At 49.4% G+C, this 20,367-nt stretch carries 17 protein-coding genes and 1 pseudogene; 6 read left to right on the forward strand and 12 right to left on the reverse strand.

Translation table 11 applies throughout. The annotated features are described in order from the left end of the window. Window positions 1–115: 115 nt before the first annotated feature. A complete protein-coding gene (gene ald / locus CX664_RS00720) occupies window positions 116–1,237 on the reverse strand; it encodes an alanine dehydrogenase (RefSeq protein WP_101744863.1) in 1,122 nt (373 codons plus the stop codon). Between the two features lie 211 nt (window positions 1,238–1,448). Here ald and CX664_RS00725 point away from each other — a divergent pair, with 211 nt between their 5' ends. The 3 genes and pseudogenes from CX664_RS00725 to CX664_RS27715 form a co-directional block, all read left to right on the forward strand. Continuing rightward, entirely contained in the window at window positions 1,449–1,838 is a 390-nt protein-coding gene (locus CX664_RS00725) for a type I glutamate--ammonia ligase (RefSeq protein ID WP_174783901.1), read from the forward strand. A 213-nt stretch (window positions 1,839–2,051) separates the two neighbouring features. Next, window positions 2,052–2,447: a hypothetical protein gene (locus tag CX664_RS00730; RefSeq protein WP_180966337.1), complete on the forward strand. Its 396-nt coding sequence runs from the start codon at window positions 2,052–2,054 to the stop codon at window positions 2,445–2,447. A gap of 30 nt (window positions 2,448–2,477) precedes the next feature. Next, window positions 2,478–2,594: pseudogene (locus CX664_RS27715) on the forward strand (sporulation protein); the annotation flags it as partial. Window positions 2,595–2,789: 195 nt separating this feature from the next. Here the strand turns inward: CX664_RS27715 and mglC are convergent. The 3 genes from mglC to mglB form a co-directional block, all read right to left on the reverse strand. Next, a complete protein-coding gene (gene mglC / locus CX664_RS00740) occupies window positions 2,790–3,818 on the reverse strand; it encodes a galactose/methyl galactoside ABC transporter permease MglC (protein ID WP_101744865.1) in 1,029 nt (342 codons plus the stop codon). A 41-nt stretch (window positions 3,819–3,859) separates the two neighbouring features. Continuing rightward, window positions 3,860–5,383: a galactose/methyl galactoside ABC transporter ATP-binding protein MglA gene (gene mglA / locus CX664_RS00745; protein WP_101744878.1), complete on the reverse strand. Its 1,524-nt coding sequence runs from the start codon at window positions 5,381–5,383 to the stop codon at window positions 3,860–3,862. Between the two features lie 329 nt (window positions 5,384–5,712). Then, window positions 5,713–6,687 (reverse strand): galactose/glucose ABC transporter substrate-binding protein MglB, encoded by a 975-nt coding sequence (mglB, locus tag CX664_RS00750; protein WP_101744866.1) that lies wholly within the window; start codon window positions 6,685–6,687, stop codon window positions 5,713–5,715. A gap of 217 nt (window positions 6,688–6,904) precedes the next feature. Here mglB and CX664_RS00755 point away from each other — a divergent pair, with 217 nt between their 5' ends. Further along, window positions 6,905–7,660, forward strand: a complete 756-nt coding sequence (locus tag CX664_RS00755) for a response regulator (RefSeq protein ID WP_101744879.1) — start codon at window positions 6,905–6,907, stop codon at window positions 7,658–7,660. An 8-nt stretch (window positions 7,661–7,668) separates the two neighbouring features. Continuing rightward, a complete protein-coding gene (locus CX664_RS00760; protein ID WP_101744867.1) occupies window positions 7,669–9,177 on the forward strand; it encodes an ATP-binding protein in 1,509 nt (502 codons plus the stop codon). Between the two features lie 2 nt (window positions 9,178–9,179). Here the strand turns inward: CX664_RS00760 and CX664_RS00765 are convergent, their stop codons facing one another. From CX664_RS00765 to CX664_RS26900, 8 genes are all read right to left on the reverse strand, one after another. Further along, window positions 9,180–11,675, reverse strand: a complete 2,496-nt coding sequence (locus tag CX664_RS00765) for a heavy metal translocating P-type ATPase (protein WP_101744868.1) — start codon at window positions 11,673–11,675, stop codon at window positions 9,180–9,182. 81 nt (window positions 11,676–11,756) lie between these two features. Continuing rightward, window positions 11,757–13,274 (reverse strand): hypothetical protein, encoded by a 1,518-nt coding sequence (locus CX664_RS00770; protein ID WP_145999736.1) that lies wholly within the window; start codon window positions 13,272–13,274, stop codon window positions 11,757–11,759. Between the two features lie 770 nt (window positions 13,275–14,044). After that, window positions 14,045–15,481, reverse strand: a complete 1,437-nt coding sequence (locus tag CX664_RS00775) for a hypothetical protein (RefSeq protein WP_101744870.1) — start codon at window positions 15,479–15,481, stop codon at window positions 14,045–14,047. A 144-nt stretch (window positions 15,482–15,625) separates the two neighbouring features. Next, window positions 15,626–16,315, reverse strand: a complete 690-nt coding sequence (locus CX664_RS00780) for a cupin domain-containing protein (RefSeq protein WP_441080186.1) — start codon at window positions 16,313–16,315, stop codon at window positions 15,626–15,628. A gap of 2 nt (window positions 16,316–16,317) precedes the next feature. Further along, window positions 16,318–16,644 carry a hypothetical protein gene (locus CX664_RS00785; RefSeq protein ID WP_276328463.1) on the reverse strand — a complete coding sequence of 109 codons (327 nt, stop codon included), beginning with the start codon at window positions 16,642–16,644 and terminating at the stop codon, window positions 16,318–16,320. Window positions 16,645–16,794: 150 nt separating this feature from the next. After that, window positions 16,795–18,141, reverse strand: coding sequence for a glutamine synthetase family protein (locus CX664_RS00790; protein ID WP_101744871.1), 1,347 nt, complete (start codon window positions 18,139–18,141; stop codon window positions 16,795–16,797). Window positions 18,142–18,267: 126 nt separating this feature from the next. Next, the gene (locus CX664_RS00795) at window positions 18,268–19,389 is read right to left on the reverse strand and encodes an RNA-guided endonuclease InsQ/TnpB family protein (RefSeq protein WP_101744872.1); all 1,122 of its coding nucleotides are present in this window, start codon (window positions 19,387–19,389) and stop codon (window positions 18,268–18,270) included. 300 nt (window positions 19,390–19,689) lie between these two features. Beyond that, complete coding sequence (locus tag CX664_RS26900; protein WP_219622108.1) at window positions 19,690–19,854, reverse strand: hypothetical protein; 165 nt, start codon at window positions 19,852–19,854, stop codon at window positions 19,690–19,692. A gap of 108 nt (window positions 19,855–19,962) precedes the next feature. On the opposite strand from CX664_RS26900, the gene CX664_RS28025 reads away from it, so the two are divergent. Then, a complete protein-coding gene (locus tag CX664_RS28025; protein ID WP_101744873.1) occupies window positions 19,963–20,133 on the forward strand; it encodes a XapX domain-containing protein in 171 nt (56 codons plus the stop codon). The last annotated feature ends 234 nt before the right edge of the window (window positions 20,134–20,367 follow it).

The following is a 20,367-nucleotide window of genomic DNA, read 5'->3' on the forward strand; positions in this document are numbered from 1 at the left end:
GAGCCAATTGTAAAAGTGCTGTCTCCCGGTCACGCCTCCACACCCCTGATCATTCAACAGATGTGGAGATGTAACCCGGAGTCAGCACCCATCAGACATGGATTTTCAGCGCCGGTTAAACCTCAGTCAGCACCAGAGCTGCTGGTTTGTAAGGCAGGTTTTGTGCCTGGGCAACGCTTTCACAGGTAACAACACCCCGGCAAACATTCAGGCCTGCCAACAGGTGAGGATTATCTTCCAGGGCCTTGCGAGTCCCTTGGTTGGCAATCTGAAGAACATAAGGCAGTGTTGCATTGTTCAGGGCCAGGGTAGAAGTACGGGCGACCGCCCCGGGCATGTTGGCGACGCAGTAATGCACCACTTCATCAACGATAAAGGTCGGTTCGGCATGGGTGGTCGCCACGGAAGTTTCTGCACAGCCACCCTGATCAATGGCCACATCGACAATAACAGAGCCTGATTTCATCCTGCTAACCAGCTCCTGAGTGATGAGCTTGGGTGCTGCTGCTCCGGGCAGCAGAACACTGCCAATGACCAGGTCAGCGGATAGCACATGCTGCTCAATAGACTGGGAAGTGGAGTATACGGTACGAACACGGTTGCCATATTGGGCATCCAGCCAGCGCAGGGCATCCACTGAACGGTCAAGTACCACCACCTCGGCACCCATGCCGACTGCCATCGCGGTGGCATTCTGGCCAACAACCCCGGCACCGATAATGACCACCTTGGCAGGTTCAACGCCGGGAACCCCGCCAAGCAGCATGCCGCGTCCGGCCATGGATTTTTCCAGACATCGTGCACCGGCCTGGATAGACATGCGCCCGGCCACTTCAGACATGGGGGCCAGCAGTGGCAAACGACCCCGGGCATCGGTTACGGTTTCGTAAGCGATACAGGTTGCCCCGGAATTGATCAGGTCTGTGGTCTGTGGCACATCTGGTGCGAGGTGCAGATAGGTGAACAGTGTGTGGTGGGGTTTCAGTCTGGTGCGCTCAACAGCCTGGGGCTCTTTTACTTTCACGATAAGCTCAGCTGCCTGAAAAACCGCTTCCGCCGTGTCCAGGATGGTGGCACCTGAGGCCAGATAGTCCTCATTGAAGAAACCGACGCCATTACCGGCATGGTCTTCAACAAACACCTCGTGTCCGTTGTGAACCAGCTCTTTAACAACAGCCGGGGTCAGGCCTACGCGGTACTCGTGATTCTTGATTTCCTTGGGAATACCTATCCGCATATTCAACTCCATGATCCTATTAAATTGGGATATAACAATATTTAACATCAATTTTCACAGGATTTTATCTTGAATATGACTTTTTATTGGTTTTTTCATCTAAAAAATATTTTTGAATGAATTTTTTGCTCTGTGTTCAGGAGACATAACAGATAAAGCCCTGTAACCGCCGGTAAATTAGCTTGTGTTAAAAAAACCAGGGGATCCATCAATGCCAGATTTCAAAACAGAACTCGCTGACTATCTTGAGCGCTATCCGAACACTGCCTACATCGATACCTTATTACCTGATATTAATAGTTTTATCAGAGGGAAACGTATTCCTGCATCGGGCTTTAAAAAGCTGGAAAAAGGTTGCTACCTGCCTTGTTCCATATTTTCCCTGGACATTACCGGCGTCACCATAGAAGAAGCCGGGCTGGGAATCACCATCGGAGAGCCTGATCGCCTGTGTGTCCCATTACCCGGAACGCTTGTTCCCTCCGCTGCGGATCCGGAGAAAATTGCCCAGGTTCTTTTAACGATGGAGGAAGACGACGGCAGTTGTTTTGCCTTTGAACCGAGGAATGTCCTCAGCAATATTGTTCAGCGATTGATTTGACCAGGACTGAACTGACCGAAGCCTGTGTAAGAGGCTTTCAGATAATGACCCATGATGTACAGTATATGGAGAAATACCAACCCTCCTTGGTGATCACAAAGAACTATACCAGACTACCGCCTACTAAAAAGAAAAGATCGTCGCATACATACTTTTGCTGTGCACTGAAGGTACCGGTTTTTTGCGATCACACAGTATTGATAAGTGAGCTGTATGCCCGGGATGAAACTGGATTATGTCGTGACTTCAGCAGGTAATATGGTGACCATGGCCAAAAGGAGCCTTAATGACAAAGAGCTTATGGAGATGCTGTCATCCAGAGCGACGTGCTCAGGGTGTAATATTTATTTTTTGCAGGGTACCAAAGTTACGGTTTGCGGCCATCGGGTTTGTAACCAGTGCTGGCTTAGTAATGAACAACGCTGTCCCAATCGTCGGTGTGGCGATGACAAGAAACTGGAAAACTACGATATTTCCAGCATGGATGAGATTGGCAGGTTGTTTGTGAACTGTCCGCTGAGTGGCTGTAGAGAAATACTCTCCTATGCAGAAACTGACGCACATATAGCTGCACATAACCTGCCGGAGCCTGGTCAGAATAATGAATGACCCGGGATACTGGCCGCCAGTGGCTTTGCGCTGCCGTTTGTTCAGGAGTTTGAATTTATCCCGGTCTCCGGGAAGTTTCTTGGCCGCTGGCGGGAGCTGGAAATTGTTGCCTGGCGTGATGAGCAACAGCTTAAACTCTGGTTTGAAGTCGATCGTCAGCAACGGGGTTTGCAGGGTATGTTATCCAGACTGCTGGGTAGAGGTGAGTTGCATCGACACCTGGAAATATCGGTGGAGACAATGCCGGAAGCACTGGCTGAACAGGTGATTGCGTTTCTTGATCAGACCATGTGATCGGCAATTTTCTGCTGAGCCAGTGCTTCGACATCGTCGTTTTATCGACTATTTTTTATTGGCGTATTTCATGGAATCCAGAGCTACGGCAAAGATAATAATTCCCCCCTTGATAATAAACTGCCAGTAAGGGTTGATGCCGATATAAGTCATACCGTAGTTAATGATGGTAAAGATCAATACGCCGGTGACCACGCCCATGATACTGCCGACGCCACCGGCAAAAGACACCCCGCCAACCACACAGGCGGCAATGGCATCCAGTTCATACAAAAAACCCAGGTTATTGGTGGCAGAACCAATACGCCCGGCTTCCAGAAGACCGGCAAAGGCATAAAACACACCGGAAAGCGCATACACCTTCAGCAGGGTAAGTGGTACGTTGACACCAGATACTTTGGCCGCCTCCGGGTTACCACCGATGGCAAAGATGTTTTTGCCAAAGACGGTTTTGTTCCACAGTACCCAGCTGAAAATAATGGCAATAACCGCATAGAAGGTGATGTAGGAAAGCCGGAAGTCACCCAGTCGGATAAAGCCCTGGGTAAATTCGGAGAACTGAGTGGCAAAACCGGCCACTGGCGAAGCGCCCACATAGTCATAGTAGAGGGAGTTCACGCCATAGACGATAATCATCGTACCCATGGTGGCGATGAACGGCGTCACTTTCAGGTAGGCGACCACCAGCCCGTTCACCAGACCGATCAATGCACCAATGGCACAGACAATCATGATAACAGCAGGGATCGGCAGTGGCCCCAGCTCCGGGAAGACTTTGTTGACATTTTCCAGGGCTTGCAACAGGGTTGCCGAGATGACCGCTGCCAGACCAACCTGACGACCGGCAGAAAGGTCGGTTCCCTGGGTAACGATCAGACTGGCAACCCCCAGGGCGATAATAATTCTGACCGACGACTGGGTCAGGATATTGCTGAGGTTTCTTAAACTTACAAACGACGGTTCCTGTATAATGATCACCGCCAGAAGAATCAGCAGCACCGCATAGATACCACCTTCTTTTACCAGGCGCAGAACACTCAGTTGTTTTCCCGCCGTCAGACTGCTGGCAACACTCATGGCAGTCTCTCCCCCTGTTCGTTTCAGTAAATAAAAATGCGTTATAGATAGCGTGCAGCCAGTTCAAGAATTTCGTGCTGCGTGGTTTCCCGGGTATTGACAATGCCGGCAACCCGGCCATTACTCATTACCATGATGCGGTCAGTGACACCCAGCAACTCAGGCATTTCTGAAGAAATCATAATGATGCCTTTATCCTTTTTCGCCAGATCCAGAATCAGCTGATAGATTTCAAACTTGGCACCCACATCAATCCCCCGGGTCGGTTCATCCAGCATCAGGATTTCCGGTTGGGTCAGAAGCCAGCGGCCAATGACCACTTTCTGTTGGTTACCGCCGGAGAGTGATCCGATGTGCGTTTTATGACCGGGTGTTTTTACCTTCATGGCATCAATGACCCACTGGGTATCCGCCCCCATGGTCTGATTACTTAACAGGCCAAAACGTTGTCTGTACTTTTCAATATTGGCAATCAGAGCGTTAAAGGTGATGTCGAGTGTGGCGTAGATACCCGTCGCACGTCGCTCTTCGGTGACCAGAGAGAAGCCATTCTGGATGGCCTGGTATGCATCCTTATTGTCCAGTGTCTTTCCATGCAGCTTGATGACGCCCGCACTTTTATCGCGAATACCAAAAATGGTTTCCACGACATCGGTACGACGGGCACCCACCAGACCGGCGATACCCAGAATTTCCCCTTTACGGAGTTCAAAGCTGACATCCTGTATGGAGGGCTGGTTTTTGGCGGTCAAATGCTCAACCTGAAGGATCACTTCTTTCGGCTGGTGATCCCGCTGAGGGAATCGCTGGGTCAGTTCCCGCCCCACCATCAAGCTGATGATCTGGTCCATATCCAGACCTGCCAGTGGCCGGGTAGTCACCCATTGACCATCCCGAAGTATGGTAATGTCGTCGCAGATAGAAAAAATTTCTTCCATCTTATGAGAGATGTAGACAATACCGCAGCCACGCTCTTTTAATTTATTAATGATGGTAAACAGGTGGCGGACTTCTTTTTCTGAAAGGGACGAAGTCGGTTCATCCATAATGACAATTTTGGCGTTGTAGGAAAATGCCTTGGCAATTTCCACCATCTGTCGTTTGGAAACAGACAGATCCGCCACCTTATCTTTTGGATCAACATCAATATCCAGCTCGTCAAAGATCTTTTTGGTTTCGTCGTACATGGTTTTGTGATCAATAAAACCATGTTTCTTTGGGTAACGACCCAACCAGACATTGTCCATCACGCTGGATTGCAATACCTGGTTCAGCTCCTGATGCACCATGGAAACACCGTGAGTGAGTGCTTCCTTTGATGAGGTAAATTCAGTGGCCTTGCCTTGAAAATAAATACTGCCTTCGTCTTTTTCATAAATACCGAAAAGACATTTTAAGAGCGTTGATTTGCCGGCACCATTTTCCCCCATCAGGGCATGGACGGAGTGAGGACGCACTTTTAGATTAACCCGGTCCAGGGCTTTTACTCCGGGAAATGATTTGCTGATGTCGGTCATTTCCAGAAGCCATTCACTGTCGTTAATCAAATGGTTGCTGGTATCCATAGCATTCTGACTTTTCAGAGATAAAGAGCACCCGGAAAGGGCATCGGAAATGCCTGGGAGGCTGCTCTTTTGAATAAGAAACGGAGTTGAAAATTTGGCCTGGTTTCCTCTCGTTCCCATGCTTCTGAGGGTGTTGCAAAAAGTATAAAAGCCTTGAACCACAGAGACACGAAGACACAAAGAAAGCCTTTTTGTTTGCCGAGCGTAGCTCCGGCAAGCCCAGATAAAACTTTGTGTCTTTGTGCCTTTGTGGTTCCCTTCTTTTTAGGCCTTCCGCAATACCCTCTTCTGCGTGGGAACGAGGGGTTAGTCAGACCTTAACCTGCCTGTCACAAGTCGTCTTTATCGACACCCACGTAAGGTACGCGAACGATTTTATTTTCGATATTCCAGTTGGTGCCTTCACCTGCGGCTTTGCCATTGGCCAGGTTATTGGCTAACTGAAAAGCGGCTTTAGCCTGGTTATTGGCGTCGTTCAGTACGGTTCCCTGCATCTGCCCGCCCTTAATCAGTGCCAGTGCTTCTGTCAGGGCATCAACGCCAAACACGGGAATGGCGGATTTACCTGCGGCTTTCAGGGACTCGATAGCGCCCATGGCCATGGCATCATTGTTGGCGATAACCACTTCAATTTTGTCGGCATTCGGGCCAGAGATCCAGGCATCAACCTTGTCTTTTGCCATGGCGGTATCCCACATGGCGGTATCCATATGGAGTTCTGCCGTCGGGTAGCCCCGGTCATTCAGTGCAGAGATGACATAGGACGTTCTTGCTTCTGCGTCCGGGTGACCGGGCTCACCTTTCAGTAATACATACTGGATCCTGCCATCACCGTTCAGATCCCAGGCTGAGTTTCTGGCCCAGTGCTCAGCAATCAGTTCTCCCTGGATAATGCCCGATTCCTTGGAGTCAGTGCCAACGTAGTAAGCATGCTTATAGCTGGCCAGGGCTTCAGCGGTGGGCTCTTTGTTGTAGAAGACAATGGGAACATCATCGTACTTGGCTTTTTGAATGATGACCGGAGCGGCGGCAGGATCCACCAGATTAATCGCCAGAGCATCCACCCCTCTGGCCAGCATAACGTCAACCTGGTCATTCTGCTTGGACTGATCGTTCTGCGAGTCGTTCATCAGCAGTCGAACACCGTCAACCTTGTCGGCTTCTGCTTCGATAGCCCGGCGAACGCTTGCCATAAAGTTATCGTCGTATTTGTAAACGGTAACGCCCAGGGTAGTGCTGGCCTGAGCGGCACTGCCAATGGTCATCGCTGCAATCATGGCAGCCAGCGCTGTGACTTTTTTCATGGTTGTCCTTCGGTGAATTTCTGTGTGTTTTGATGGTATCAGATAGTGCTTGCTGTTAGGGTAAGGCAGCTCAACGAAATGTAACAAAGTCTTAACACAGCGGTCATAAATAGGTACGTCGATCGACGTCCATATTGTCAGGGATCAATAGTTTTGCTCAGCAATGATTGGGATAATCCTGCCTGACGACGTGGTTATTATATGGTTAGGGGGAACTATGAGGGCATCGCACCGGATTTTTGTGGTGGATGATGATGATGGCATTCGGCAGTTACTGGCTGAATACCTGACAAAGCATGGTTTTGCTGTAGAAACATCGCCGGATGGTGAGTCTTTTCTGGAACGGTTCCAATCACTGTCCGTGGAAGAAACCCGGAATGCGCTGGTGGTGCTGGATATCATGATGCCGGGTATTGATGGCTTTGATGTCTGTCGGCAGTTGAGAACCTTTACCAAAGTCCCTGTGATCATGCTCACTGCCGTATCTGATGAAATGGACCGTATTGTTGGTCTGGAAATCGGGGCAGACGACTACCTTGCCAAACCCTTTAACCCGAGGGAGCTACTGGCCCGAATCAAAGCCATTTTCCGGCGCAGTGAGCAAACCGCTGAGGCCCAGCCGCCTTCACGGTTTTGCTGTTTTCATGGCCTTCGCCTGGATATGGTTACCCGGTCATTGTCTGATACGGAAGGGGAACCCTTGCCGCTCTCTGGTGCTGATTACAATCTGTTGATGCTCTTTGTGAACAATGCCGGCAGGGTGTTGAGTCGTGAGTATATTGCTGGCGAAACCCGCAAACGCGGTTCAGATCCACTGGACCGTTTTATTGATGTCCATATCAGCCGTCTCCGCCAGTGTCTGGGTGATGATGCCAGGTCACCGGCGATCATCAAAACCGTGCGAGGTGCCGGATACCTGATGGCTACTGAGGTTCGATTTTCCCATGAAGCCGCCGTGCCTGTTCTTTCGTGAGTGTAAGAATGACCGGCATCATAAAAGAGTATTGGCAAATCCTCAAACACCAGTTTCATGAGTGCTCACCAAGGACGCTGGCCGGCCGTTTCCTGATGGTGATGTTTGCCCTGGTGTTCACCTCCCAGCTTCTGGTGAATCATCTCTGGGAGCGGGAAACCGAGAGTGACCGGCAGGAAGCGCTTGCCAGAGTATCAACCAGTGTGGCGCTGCGTATGTCGGCTACCACTGAATATTTTGTGACATTGCCTGCCTCACTCCGCAAGGCCGCTATCAACAAACTGCGTTACATGGGAGGAGCCCGTTACTTCATCACCCTGAATCCGGAGTTTATTAAACTGGTGCCTTATGAGAACTCATGGGCCCATCAAACGGTGGTGAATGTCTTTAAGGCAGTACTTAAAAACGCCAATCATATCAGTGGCCGGGTCGAGGTGGCTTTTTCCCGGCCGGAAACGCTGAAGGTGTTTGATAATCAAACGCTGCTGCAGGATCTTCCCGATAACCGGGGTCAGGAAACGTTATTGGTTGAGCCTCTGGATCTTCCGGTTCTGGTGATTCAGGTTGAGCTTGAAAACAGTGAGTGGCTATACCTGGCAACCCTGATGCCAGACTCATCCATTCTCTCGGCTGATGACTCCTCCCCGGCACCTTTGCAAACTTCCTATTTGATCTGGATGCTGGTGCTGCTGGTATTTGCGACCATGGCTATCTATTTTATGGTTCGTCCTTTTGCGGCGTTATCCAAAGCAGCAAACGATTTTGGGCGGGATCTGGAGCCTGTGGCCATTCCTGAACGGGGTTGTCTGGAGTATGAAAGAACGGCCCGGGCTTTTAACCAGATGCAGCAGAATATCCGCCATTATATGAATGACCGGAAACAGTTGTTCTCGGGGATTTCCCATGACCTGAAAACGCCGATTACCCGACTGCGCCTGCGAGCCGAAATGCTGGATGATGACGTCCAGCGGGAGCCGTTTATCCATGACCTGGAACACCTGGAAATCATGGTCAAGTCGGCCCTGCAGGTGGTCAGCAATACCGATATCCACGAACCCCCCCGGGTGGTTGATCTGGAAAGAATGCTGAATGACATGACACTGGCTGCCCAATCAGTTGGGCAGAGGGCCTGGCTGCATACACCGTTCCTGAATCATCCTGAGGGTGACGGGCGTTATAACATCACCGGCAAACCGCTGGCGCTTAAACGGTGTCTGGAGAACCTGATTGGCAATGCGATTGTTTATGGGGCACCGGCCAATGTTTATATTGAGCGGGTAGCCGATCAGGTCATCATTATTGTCCGTGATAATGGGCCCGGTATTCCAGAGGGGATGGAAGAAACGATTTTTAAACCTTATTTCCGGCTGGACTACGGCTGTCAGAAGAACCCCGATGGTAACGGTCTTGGGCTGATCACCGCTCGCCACCTGGCGCGGATTCATGGCGGCAGCCTCAGACTTCGTAACCATCCAGAGGGTGGGCTGGAGGTTACCCTGACACTGCCAGTCGCATGATTTTATGACAATTGATGTTTATTAGTTGATGGTTTGAACCACCTTAACCGGTTGGCATTGGACACCACGGTTACCGACGACAGTGCCATGGCACCACCGGCGATAACCGGATTGAGCAGCATGCCGGTAAACGGGAACAGGATGCCCGCGGCAATGGGTATGCCTAATGAGTTGTAGATAAAGGCACCGAACAGGTTCTGTTTGATATTGCTCAGTGTTGCTCTTGAGAGTTCAATGGCATTTGCGACACCGTGAAGAGATGCACCCATCAGGGTCACATCCGCCGATTCAATGGCAACATCGGTCCCGGTGCCAATGGCAAAGCCAACATCGGACTGGGCCAGTGCCGGGGCATCGTTGATGCCATCACCTGCCATACCCACTTTATGACCGCTCCCGGATAGAAGACGCTGTAGTTCTATCACATGCCCGGCTTTATCTTCAGGCAGAACTTCGGCATGGAACTCATCGATGCCCGCCTGTCTGGCAATGGCCTGTGCTGTTAACCGGTTATCTCCGGTGAGCATAACCACGGTAATACCCAGATTATGAAGTCGTTTGATGGCTGCCAGTGAGTCGGCCCGGATAGGGTCTGAAACGGAGATGATCCCGGCCAGACAGTCATTAATCGCCATAAACATCGGGGTTTGCCCCTGTTCTGCCAGTTGTTCCGCTTTATCGACCAGGCTTTCGATGTTGTAGCCATTGTCGGTCATCAATTTTTTATTACCCAGCAGCAATACCTGACCATCGACGTTGCCAGAGACGCCGTGACCGGGAATGGCCTGAAAGCCCTCAACGGCTTTCAGTGCTATCTGCCTTGACTGGGCGGATGCCACAATTGCTTCAGCAAGGGGGTGTTCAGAGCCTTGTTCCAGGCTGGCTGCCAGGGTTAACAGTTCGATTTCGGTGTATGGCTCCAGGCTGACAATCTCAGTAACGGTGGGGCGGCCTTCGGTGATGGTGCCCGTTTTATCCAGAACCAGCGTCGTCAGTTTACTGGCCTGCTGCAATGCGTCACCTTTACGAATCAAAATGCCCAGCTCCGCAGCTTTACCCACTCCCACCATAACTGACATGGGCGTGGCAAGGCCCAGTGCGCATGGGCAGGCAATGATCAACACCGTGGTGGTGACCACCAGCATATGGGCAACCCTGGGCTCAGGTCCTGCAAAAAACCAGACAGCTGCCGCCAGCAGGGCAATCAGGATAACGGCAGGAACAAAGATACTGGAAATTTTATCGGCCAATCGGGCGATCGGCATCTTGGCACTCTGGGCTTTTTTTACCAGGGCGATAATCTGGGCGAGTGCTGTTTCACTGCCCACTTTTTCAGCAGTAAACAACAGTGAGCCATTTTTATTCAGGGTGCCGGCACTAATGGCATCACCCGCCTGCTTTTCTACAGGGACAGGCTCACCGGTCAGCATGGATTCATCCACAAAGCTCGTGCCATCAACAATGCTGCCATCCACCGGAATCTTCTCTCCGGGGCGTACCCGCAGTGTGTCGCCTTTACGCACTTGCTGCACAGGGATATCCAGCTCTTTGCCAGCACGAATCACCCGCGCTGTCCTGGCCTGAAGCCCAAGCAGTCGTTTTACCGCTTCACTGGTTTTGCCCCTGGCTCTGAGTTCCAGCGCCTGGCCCAGGTTGATCAGGCCGATAATCATGGCGGAAGCTTCAAAATAGACATGCCGGGCACTGTCGGGCAGCCAATCCGGGAACAGTACAACAATCATGGAAAACAGCCAGGCGGCACTGGTGCCCAGTGCCACCAGAGTGTCCATATTGGCATTGCGATGTTTCAGGGACTGCCATAGTCCTGTGAAGAAGTGTCCTCCGGAGAAATACAGAATCAGTCCGGTAACAACGCCAACCACACCCCAGGCAATCTGCTCCTGAGGGCTGTTGACGCCCATCTCGCCGGTGACCATGCCCCAGATCATCAGTGGTATCCCGAGGCCCAGGGCGATGGTGGTATGTTTCAGCAGATAGCGATAACGTCGCCAGTCTTCTGCCTCCCGCTGAGCCTGTTGTTGCTCGAATGAACCCTCTGCAAAGTTAAGAACTGTGCCGGGAAATCCCGCCTGTTCCAGCGCAGAAAGCACGGTATGGATCTCTATATGAAGATCCGTACCGCCGGTACTTTCCAGCAGAACGGTTTTATCCGCCAGATTAACGGTTCCCTTAACCCCATCGATGCCCTGCAGTGATTTTTCAATTTTGCCAACGCAGGAGGCACAGTTCATGGCTGCGATGGCAACCATTGCCGAGGTTTGAACTCCCGAAGCAAGCTCAGCGACAAAGCCAACACTTTCTATTGCGCTCACTAACGCTTCTGAAGAGGCGGTTCCGGCAACCCGTGCAGTGCGGTCGGCAAGATTAACACTGGCGGCAGTAACGCCGGTCACCGCAAGCAGGGCCTTTTCTACCTTGCCAACACAGCCGGCACAGCGAAGACCACTCAATCGCAGTTCGGTTTCTATGGCAGTCATGGGTTATGCTCCTGTGGCCAATCTTTCACTGACTGATGCAGCATAACCCTTCCCCTTACAGGAAGGTAAAGGCTTAGCTGGTCAAATCGTTGAAATTTTATATTCTACTAATTTTTTGGACAGTGAGCCCTGTTGCTGGAAAATGGCTAAAATTTCATCCAGTTTTTCTTCCGAAGACGCTTCCAGTGTGGTGCGCAGCTGGCCCGGAGCCATAGGCTGAGTGCCACGGCATTTCTGATACAGGGCCTTACCAACGCCAAAAAACATCCCCGCGGCCTTGACCAGACTGAAGGCTTCCATAAACTGGGCTGTCATGGTTGTCCCGACCGAAAATTCATTGACAGTGGCATCTCTGTCAGCCCATCTTGCTAATCCATCCAGTTGATCAGGCGACACACCCGGATGCAAAGTGCCGTTAAAGCGAGTTTCGTTAGCCAACACTCTGAATGTATCAGCCCTTTCCCGGGTATCCGCACTGAGGCCCATTTGGTAAACAAAGGCATTGTAAAGCGCAAAACTGCCAACGGTTAAGCTGCATGCCAGGCCCAGGAGGGCTTTAACCAGGGCGACTTTGCCAACTCTGGAGTCTGTTACAGAGCCAAGCGTGGTCAGAATTTTATCGATCTTATCAGAGATACGTTTTTCTGAATCGGTTAGTTGTGTTTGCCTGCCCGCTTTTTTCTTACAAAAAGCAGACGTTAAACGTGCAGTTTCAAATATTACCTTTTTAATTGACACTAAAAATGTTGCCGTCATATAAGTTTCAATAATGGTATTAACCAGCGCGTGAGGCGACATTATGATAATTTTTGCTGCCTGAGCCCCGTAAGAAAACGCCCATGATTCTGGCAGAATGAGTTCCGGGAGATCATTGGTCCATTGTTCAACACCCAGTGGTAGGGCATAGGCCGAAACCAGAGAAGCAATGGCAGCGGTTTGAACAAGATCAGCGGTCAAAATATTCTCAGCAGCAAGAGGACATCGCTCTGCCTTGCCTATTATTTCCCCGGCTTTGTAGAGAAGATTGAGTGCTTCACAGCCAATGGCCAGCATGGTAATACCTTCTGAGGCAGTACCCAGAATGGCAATAGTCAGTCCAAATTCTTTATGGGCAGCAATGCCAACCCTTGCCATGTCGCTGGCCGTGGCCAGGAATAATGCGGGGAAATAACATTTATTGAAGGTTTTCTGTGCACGGGAAAGTTTTGCTGAATACTCTTCCCAGCTGGCAGGAGCGGCTGAAACCCCATCTAATGTTAATGCAGCAGTACTGAAAGACCCGATCAACGTGACAATAATGTCACTGGCAGTGGATTGCCTGTCCAGAATAAAACTGCTGTATCTGCCAAAAGCACTGAAAAGACAAAGCCCTGTCATTACCGCATGCAGTGGTGATTTTGGTTTTTCTGCTTCGCAGATAAAGCGTTGAAAAAGAATTTCAACGTCATGTCGTGGCTTCTTGAGTGCTTCACAAAGTTTTTCCGTAATAATGGCTTTGTTTTCTTCCCTGTTGATATGTTCCAGGATGGCTGCAGTTTTATCGTGTCTTGTTTCAAGGCTGTTAACACGCCTTTCTGCCAGGTTTGTATTGACGTCCATGTCGTGTAAAGTAATGAAAATATGTTTATGGTCGTTTGCTAAATGTTCAATGTCTGATTTTGTATAATCCCAATGGTATTGGCTATTCTCCAATTTTTTGGCAAAGCTGTGTATTTCTTTTTCAGCCGCTGATATTGATAGTCCAGTACAGACAGTTAATTTTCGGGTGAATAAATATTTATCAAGTTCATTGGACAGGATGGATTGAATTTTATTAGCCTGTTGTAATATTTCAAAGGCGGGAGGGGATAGCGGTTCTTCATTTTTTTTAAGCCTTTTTCGAAAACCATTAGAATCCTGTTTAACATCACCAACTGATGGAATAGAAATGGTTCTATCCTGTAACGACAGGTGATTAACTTTACTATCTGCTCCTGTGGAAACTAACCCGACAGTCTCTGAAGCCAGCACATTTTTTACACCAGCTGCTGAATCATTCCTCGACTGTAAAATATCAGTGATCCCGGCACTGGATGAGTGATCCGGGCTAAAACCCTGGAGACCGGGATTGAGAGAAATGTTGGATGGTGAATACATTGATGAATCCTATATTGAATTGTAATTGGTTATTATGAGGTCAATAGCTTGGGTTTAACGTGATCTTTGCACTTTTAATTATGATTATTCGTTTGGGTGAAAGCCTGAGACTGACTGGTACTTTCAGAGAATATCGCTTTAAGGCACCGCTTCCGGGAATGAATCTGACCTTTGTCATTTACCGTCCACTGCAGCTAATCAGTCACAGATGGATGGACACCTGATCTATGCCATTAAACGTTTTGTCGCCCCAAAACTCTCCCGGAACCTGTCGGCGGCTGCGCTGGAACTGCGGGTTGATGATGGGACTGCCGGAATTGCAACGGATGCCTGAGTGCGTCCAGCAATAGAGTTGTTGTTGATGAGTCCGGATTTGCCTGCCTGAGAGTCTTATAACTTTTATAGGTACAGACCCCATAGGAGGCTATTGTCAAAACAGCGGGTAAAGCAAGCCAGCCATAAGCTGGGGGGGCATCAGTATTGCATAAATCTGCCCGCTCATCCGAGTGATCACAACAATCAAAATTCCCATCGCACACTTTATCCCGAGGAATACATTTGCTGCTGTCGCAGCGGAAATCACGCCCTAACTCTTCACATTTGGCCTGTGTGCATAAATCCGCCCCCTCATCGGAATTATCATCACAATAATTATAATAATCTCTATGCAAGTCACAGAAATCCTTTTTACAGACAAACTTGGTCTCAATACACTTTTTGTTTTTGCCGCAGAGAAAGCTACGCCCTAACTCTTCACATCTGGCCTGAGTGCAAAAATCCGCGCCCTCATCGGAACCATCACTACAATCAATCTTTCCATCGCACTGCATCCTGCGAGAGATACATCTTGGTTTGTCTCTGTAGTTGCAGAGGATACTACGCCCTAGCTCATCACATTTGGCCTGTGTGCATAAATTCATCCCCTCATCAGAATTATCCGTAACATTCACAGTATTACAACTATTATGTCCATTGCACACTCTTTCGGTAGAGATACATTTTGAGCTGTTGCGGCAGAGGAAACTACGCCCTAACTTCTCACATCTGTCCTGAGTGCATATTTTCGGCCCCTCATCGGAACCATCACCACAATCCATATAAACATTCCCAGCATCTCTCCCGTTACAGGCCCACCTGCGTTTAATGCACTTTTTGTTGGCGCAGATAAACCGCTCCAACTCTTCACATTTGTCCTTAGTGCATATATCTTTCCGCTCATCAGAATTATTATTATCACGACAATTATTAAACCCATCGCACAGATCTTCTCTGATATCAATACATTTACCGTTGTCACAGCTGAATTCGTCAGAAGGACATGTCGCCCCGGCCGGTTGCAGTTGATGATAAAAAACAGCAAAGCTGAGCAGTGTTTTAAGCCCTGGTGCAACACCATCAATATAAGGTGAGGTCATTACCTGATTAAATGCATAACCCGCTACACTACGCATCACTCCCATTCCGGCCTGTAAGGCACTACCGGCAAGCTGCCTTACCCTATAGTCAGAAATCGCCCTGTGCTCAGGCTTTTGAGCTGGGCCATGACGGCAACTGGCACTCGTCTGCCCGTGGCTGACGGCGATACCTGATGCTTTTGTGGTTTCCCGGGAGTGTGAAGAAGTGACCTGGGAAGGGAAGACATTTGGCAAGGTAGATGTTGCAATTTGCATTTGATGACCTCAGAGGATATATCCAATACATCCATGCACGTATGCCCATGGCATGGGCTCCACAGGTTTACCGATCTCTCTGGAAAGCAATATAGTTATTTTTTTAAAGCAAGGGCCTGGCCGGATAGCCTGCACCGGAAGGCATTAAAAATTACCGGGAGTTGTACAGCTGATCAAACGACACTTTTTGTCATTACTCGGATTGCAGAAGCGGTGAGGGCGGTTGCTGTCGAAATAATAGCTGTCGCCGGGGTTCAGCAGATAGACATCTTTACCCACGGTAAGCTCAAGCTGGCCTTCAATGATGATGCCGGCTTCTTCACCTTCATGGCAGAGCATCTCCTCACCGGTATCGGAACCCGGCGGGTAACATTCATCCATAAAGGCCATGGCACGGTTTGCCTTATGTTGACCAATGACTTTGATCTGTATCTTGTCCATGATCATCGCAGGAAGTTCTTCTGAACGATAGACGACTGGCTCGTAGCCGTACTCATCCATCTCCACAGAGAAAAACGTCACCAGCGACATGGGAATGCCATCGAGTACTTTTTTCAGGGAGCTGACTGATGGGCTGACACTGTTTTTTTCAATCATCGAAATGGTGCTATTGGTAACACCGGCACGTTTAGCCAGCTCTCGCTGGGAGAGGTTATGCATAATTCGAACGGTTTTTAACCGTGTTCCTACATCCAAAGCAGGTTCTCCTCGACGTTCTCCATAAATATCAGCGCCTGTTGCCTTACAGACAACAGGCGCATTTGCCAGCTTGATTCTTTTTATCTTTTCAGGCCGCAGCAGTTGAATCAGAGACTTTCCCGGATGTCTGATCATGGTTATTCTTTTTGTTGTTTTCCACGGTTGTTTTTTACTGTGGGGGTGTTGATAAAAACACCCGGGTTATAACAACTCGCATGAATTAGTTTTCCGCCTTTAAAGTACTCCAGGGTTAAATCAAGGCATTTACGGGCTTTGGTCACCAATTCATCAATCTCGGCATGGCTGATGATCAGTGGTGGTGAGATGATCATGGTATCGCCCACTGCGCGCATCACCAGACCATTTTTGAAGCAGAAATCACGGCAGACGGTGCCTGCTGTGCCTTCATCATCAAAACGGGTTCTTGCTTCCCTGTTATTGGTCATTTCCAGTGCCGCAACCATGCCGACACCACGGGTTATGGGTGGTTTTAAAGAAAGTGTTGTAGTAAGGCAGCTCTTTCATCTGCTGACAGGCTGCGGCAATCAGCTCCTGTCGTCCATAGCCAATATTGACGCACCAGAGGCCATACCATCAAGAATTTTATTATTTTTTTAAACGGTCATCTGCAGATATTCACGCTCCCAGGAGCTGATAATCTCTTTGAAGTTCTGGTATTCAGTGCGCTTCACTTCAACATAGGAACGAACAAAGCGTCTTCCCAGGGTCTTTTTGAGAATTTCACTCTGTTCCATCAGCTCAAGGGCTTCCTCAAGATTAAGTGGAAGTCTTTTGTCGTTAGAATCATCAGAGGCATTTCCGGTGACGGCTTGTGTTGGTTCTGCGGCATTTACCATGCCAAGGTAACCACAAAGCAGTGATGCCGCAAAGGCGAGGTATGGGTTGGCGTCCGCCCCTGCCAGTCTGTTTTCAACACGGCGGTTGGCAGGAGATGAGTCAGGAATTCTCAGGCTGACAGTCCGGTTATCAATACCCCAGGCCAGATTTACCGGTGCAGAGGTATCCCTGAGAAAACGACGGTAAGAGTTTACGTTCGGTGCAAAAAGAGGCATGGCTTCCGAGACATACTGCTGAAGCCCGCCAATATAGTGGTAAATCATCTTGCTGGGGGAGCCATCTTCGTTGCTGAAAATGTTGTTTCCCTGTTTATCCAGGATACTCTGGTGCAGGTGCATGGAGCTGCCCGGTTCACCACTGATGGGCTTGGCCATAAAAGTGGCATTAATCTCATGTTTTAATGCCGCTTCCCGTACCGTGCGTTTAAATATAAATACCTGGTCTGCCAGGGACAACGCATCACCGTGACGGAAGTTGATTTCCATCTGGGCTGCACCTTCTTCGTGAATCAGGGTATCTACATCCAGCCCCTGCTGTTCACACCAGTCGTAAACATCTTCAAAGAGAGGATCGTATTCATTGGCAGCGTCAATGCTATAGGATTGGCGGCCAGACTCAGGACGCCCGGATCGGCCAACCGGCGGCTGCAACGGGTGGTCCGGATTAGCGGTGCGTTTGGTCAGGTAAAATTCCAGTTCAGGTGCCACGACGGGCTTCCAGCCTTTGGCTTCATAAAGCGCCAGAACGTTTTTCAGCACTGCCCTTGGTGCCATGCTGATCAGGTTGCCCTGCTTATCGTAACAGTCATGGATAACCAGCGCCGTTGGCTCCAGTGCCCAGGGTACCATATGGACAGCGGACTCATCGGGTTTGAGAATCATATCGATCTCAGCGGCATTCATCAGCTCATAGTAGATTTCATCATCGACGTAATCTCCGGTCACTCCCTGAATCAGCAAACTTTCCGGCAGTCGTATGCCTTTTTCCGCAATAAACTTGCTACTGGGCATAATCTTGCCACGGGCGATACCGGTAAAGTCGGATATGACCGCTTCGACCTCGGTGACTCTCTGCGCTTTTAACCAGCTGGCCAGCTTTTTCATAGTATTTTTGCTTATGGTTATGTTCTTAGTGGTGACGAGCTGACATTCCCCGCCCTATCGGGCGAGGGTTCTTAGATCGCTCCAAGAACCTTCCTGCTTCGTCACGCCTTCCCTAGATAGCGGCTGTTAAGCTGCCATCCCCGTTCCAGTCGCTCCACAGGCTAACCCCGCCAGTCCGGCGGTTCTTATATTCTTTGCTGCGTTTATGTCCCTGTCGTGATGGGTATTGCACTCAGGGCAATACCATTCACGAATAGACAACGGCAGACTTTCATGAACAAACCCACAGCAGGAGCAACGCTTGGAACTGGGAAAGAATCGGTCTATCTCAACCACAGTACGATCAGCCCATTCAGACTTGTACTTCAGTTGTCGGACAAACTCTCCCCAATTCGCATCAGCAATGTGCTTTGCCAGCTTTGGGTTTTTGATCATGCCCTTCACATTCAACGATTCAACGCACACAACTTGGTTCTCGTTAATCAGTGTACGGGATGCCTTGTGGGTAGCATCCATCCGGCAGTCGGCTATTTTGGCATGGACACGGGCAATCTTGAGCCTTGCTTTGGCTCGGTTGTTACTGCCTTTTTGCTTTTTAGCCAGTTGACGCTGAAGATAGGCGAGCTTTTGCTCATAGCGTCGTGTGTGACGGGGGTTGCCGGATTTATTACCGTCTGATGTGATGAACAGATCGGTTAAACCTAAATCAATGCCTACTGTCTTGTTGCTGATAGGCATTGTTTTAGATTCAAATTCGCAAAGCATAGAAACAAAGTACCGGCCTGCCAGATCTTTGCTGATGGTGATACTGGAAGGCTCAGAAGCCAGTGGTCGGCTCCAGCGGATATTCAACGGCTCTTTGCTTTTGGCGATGAACAGTTGGCCGTTTTTCATGCTGAAAGCAGCCTTTGTCAGCCGCATACTTTGTCTTGAATGTCTTTTTTTGAATTTAGGGTATTTGGCCCTGCCAGCCCAGAAGTTCTTGAAGGCTTCTTGCTGATCCCTAAGTGTTTGTTGCAGGATCACACTGGAAACATCAACCAGAAATGGGAACTCTTTCTTGAGCGACACAAGCCGTTTTTCTACCTCAGAGTGGGATATGGATTTCCCGTCTTTGTAGTAGGCATCAGTGCGAAAACGGAGGGTGTTGTTATAGACAAAACGGCCACAGCCGAACGACTGAGCAAGAAGTGTTTCCTGTTCTGGCGTTGGGTAGAATCTTTCTTTATAGGCACGTTTTTGTTTCATGCTTACAGAGTATCATGCATCCTGTAAATATACAACGAATAATAACTGCTGTTATGGAATCCAGCTTACCCCCAGTCCTATCGGACTGGTCGCTTATATCCCCGCCCGATTGGGCGAGGCTTTACGCGGAGATGCGGTAACCGTCGGTAATGCCTTGTACGACAGGCTTCGGCAAATGCCTGATAGATTTTCATGGAAAACAGATTATCGGCAGACCTGTATTCCGGGTGCCACTGAGCGGCGAGTGCATAGTTTTTGCTGTTTCAGGTGCAGTGTTCCACCAAACGCCACATTCATTTCCTAAAACCCACGACAAATGCCTAATAAAGTAATACCCAGTGCTATGGCATTGGCAGCATGAACAACAGAGGTAAGATACTTTTGTCCAGCCTGATGTACACGGTGCAGGCCATCCATTGCCGTGTTTGCAGTGACACCGATCAGTGGTCGGGTATCGGTTTTCATAATCCACCTTATTATGTTGCTTAAGCTTCGTTTCCCTGAATCAGGCTTCAGGGGCTTTTTTCATGGACTAATATAAGGTTTTCCTGCTGTTTCTTCTGGTGCCACCTGATGAACGAAGCCCTTATTGCTACAGCCACTGGTTTTGTCGTAGGCATGCTCTTCAGCTTCTTCCGCTTGCCGATCCCTGCACCTCCCGTGCTGTCAGGCGTTACAGGGATCTTGGGTATCTATCTGGGACATGTCTGCTTTCAGTATTTGATCACACGTTTTTTCAGTTAGTTTATCAATAAGTAGTTAATAAAATGGAATCGTATTTTCTGGCTAAGTGGGCAGTTACTATGCAAGGCACAACGTAGGGAGCATAGCCGTAGCTATGTGACCGTAGTTGTAACGCCGCAGAGTGACTGGCTGGAGTAATACAATAAGTGCAACAGGCTGAAACTTGAGATGTGAGACAGCTGTCGGTAGATTTCTAAGTTGTCACACTCTGAAATGGAAGTCTGGAATGAGCAC

Origin of the sequence: Endozoicomonas acroporae, assembly GCF_002864045.1 — a bacterium.
Classification (GTDB): domain Bacteria; phylum Pseudomonadota; class Gammaproteobacteria; order Pseudomonadales; family Endozoicomonadaceae; genus Endozoicomonas; species Endozoicomonas acroporae.

Bases quoted from the DNA above. Each gene is read 5' to 3' on its own strand.
- CX664_RS00770 (WP_145999736.1), bottom strand. From the start codon at position 13,274: ATGGACGTCAATACAAACCTGGCAGAAAGGCGTGTTAACAGCCTTGAA.
- CX664_RS00795 (WP_101744872.1), bottom strand. From the start codon at position 19,389: ATGAAACAAAAACGTGCCTATAAAGAAAGATTCTACCCAACGCCAGAA.
- CX664_RS00760 (WP_101744867.1), top strand. From the start codon at position 7,669: ATGACCGGCATCATAAAAGAGTATTGGCAAATCCTCAAACACCAGTTT.
- CX664_RS00785 (WP_276328463.1), bottom strand. From the start codon at position 16,644: ATGGTTGCGGCACTGGAAATGACCAATAACAGGGAAGCAAGAACCCGT.
- mglC (WP_101744865.1), bottom strand. From the start codon at position 3,818: ATGAGTGTTGCCAGCAGTCTGACGGCGGGAAAACAACTGAGTGTTCTG.
- CX664_RS00725 (WP_174783901.1), top strand. From the start codon at position 1,449: ATGCCAGATTTCAAAACAGAACTCGCTGACTATCTTGAGCGCTATCCG.
- mglB (WP_101744866.1), bottom strand. From the start codon at position 6,687: ATGAAAAAAGTCACAGCGCTGGCTGCCATGATTGCAGCGATGACCATT.
- CX664_RS00765 (WP_101744868.1), bottom strand. From the start codon at position 11,675: ATGACTGCCATAGAAACCGAACTGCGATTGAGTGGTCTTCGCTGTGCC.
- CX664_RS00790 (WP_101744871.1), bottom strand. From the start codon at position 18,141: ATGAAAAAGCTGGCCAGCTGGTTAAAAGCGCAGAGAGTCACCGAGGTC.
- CX664_RS00780 (WP_441080186.1), bottom strand. From the start codon at position 16,315: ATGATCAGACATCCGGGAAAGTCTCTGATTCAACTGCTGCGGCCTGAA.
- CX664_RS28025 (WP_101744873.1), top strand. From the start codon at position 19,963: ATGAACGAAGCCCTTATTGCTACAGCCACTGGTTTTGTCGTAGGCATG.
- ald (WP_101744863.1), bottom strand. From the start codon at position 1,237: ATGCGGATAGGTATTCCCAAGGAAATCAAGAATCACGAGTACCGCGTA.
- CX664_RS00730 (WP_180966337.1), top strand. From the start codon at position 2,052: ATGCCCGGGATGAAACTGGATTATGTCGTGACTTCAGCAGGTAATATG.
- mglA (WP_101744878.1), bottom strand. From the start codon at position 5,383: ATGGATACCAGCAACCATTTGATTAACGACAGTGAATGGCTTCTGGAA.
- CX664_RS00755 (WP_101744879.1), top strand. From the start codon at position 6,905: ATGAGGGCATCGCACCGGATTTTTGTGGTGGATGATGATGATGGCATT.
- CX664_RS26900 (WP_219622108.1), bottom strand. From the start codon at position 19,854: ATGAAAACCGATACCCGACCACTGATCGGTGTCACTGCAAACACGGCA.
- CX664_RS00775 (WP_101744870.1), bottom strand. From the start codon at position 15,481: ATGCAAATTGCAACATCTACCTTGCCAAATGTCTTCCCTTCCCAGGTC.